Origin of the sequence: Streptomyces sp. SID14436, assembly GCF_010548465.1 — a bacterium.
In the GTDB taxonomy this organism is placed as follows: domain Bacteria; phylum Actinomycetota; class Actinomycetes; order Streptomycetales; family Streptomycetaceae; genus Streptomyces.
In genome coordinates this window covers 1-1170 of record NZ_JAAGMD010000738.1, presented here as the reverse complement: position 1 = coordinate 1170, position 1170 = coordinate 1, and the positions used below count along the sequence as shown (strand labels likewise).

General features: G+C 76.5%; 1 protein-coding gene. It reads right to left on the bottom strand.

Annotated elements, in window-relative coordinates:
• On the bottom strand, positions 1 to 1170 hold a 1170-nt coding region (locus G3I53_RS26745), incomplete at both ends, for a GAF domain-containing protein (protein ID WP_164438857.1).

The following is a 1170-nucleotide window of genomic DNA, read 5'->3' as shown; positions in this document are numbered from 1 at the left end:
CGCGCGCTCGCGCAGCAGGCGCGGGTCGCGGTCCCGGGCGTCGAGCAGGTCGTCGAGGAGTTCACCGCGGACGCGCTGCTCCGCCTCCGCGGCGGACCGCCGGGCCAGCAGCAGCAGCGAGGTCACCATGGCCGCCCGTTCCAGGGTGCGCTGGTCGACGGGGTCGAGGCCGGGCTGCCCGCGCAGCACGAGCGCGCCGAGGAGTTCGCCGCCGGCGGCCACGGCGGCGATCCAGTCGTCGCCGTGCGGGACGGCGTGGCCCTCGGCGCGGGAGGACTGCAGGGCGCGGGCGGGCGCGGCGGCGGCCTCGGTGAACTCGACGGTGCCGTCCAGGACCTCGGCGACGGCGGCCGCCACGTCGTGCACCCCGCCGCCGCGCAGGACGAGTTCGGCGAGCCGGTCGTGGACGTCGGAGGCGCGCTCGATGACGCCGCTGCGGTCGCGGATGATCTCGTTGGCGCGCTCCAGTCCGGCGAGCGCGGACCGGGTCTCGGCGAGCAGGTTGGCGGTGTCGATGGCCGCCGCGGCCAGGGCGGCGAAGGAGCCGAGCAGCGCGATCTGCTCCCGCTCGAAGACCCGGGCCCGCCGGTCGGCGGCGAACAGCACGCCGATGACGGTGTTCCCGAGCATCAGGGGCACGCCGAGGATGGCCACGAGCCCTTCGTCGCGCACGCCCGTGTCGATGGGGACGGTGTGCTGGAAGCGGTCGTCGCGGAAGTAGTCGTCGGTGACATAGGGGCGGGCGGTCTGCGCCACCAGGCCGCCGAGCCCTTCGCCCATGCCGAGCCGCAGCTGCTGGAACCGGGCCGCGACGGAGCCCTCGGTGACCCGCATGTAGGTGTCGCCGCGGGCCGGGTCGTTGAGGCTGAGGTAGGCGACGTCGGTGCCGAGCAGGGAGCGGGCGCGCTGCACGATGGCCTGGAGGACGGCGTCCAGGTCGCGCAGCCCGGCGAGGTCGTGGGCGGTCTCGAACAGGGCGGACAGCTCGGCCTCCCGGCGGCGCCGCCCCTCCAGCTCGGAGCGGACCCGCAGGGCGAGCAGCTTGGCCTCCTCCAGCGCGGCGATCCGCTCGGCGGGCCGGCCCTCGGCGCGGGCGAGGAGCACCGGCTGTTCGTAGGCGTCGGCGGACGCGCCCCGGGCGAGCAGCTCCAGGAACGGCGTCTCGGCGGC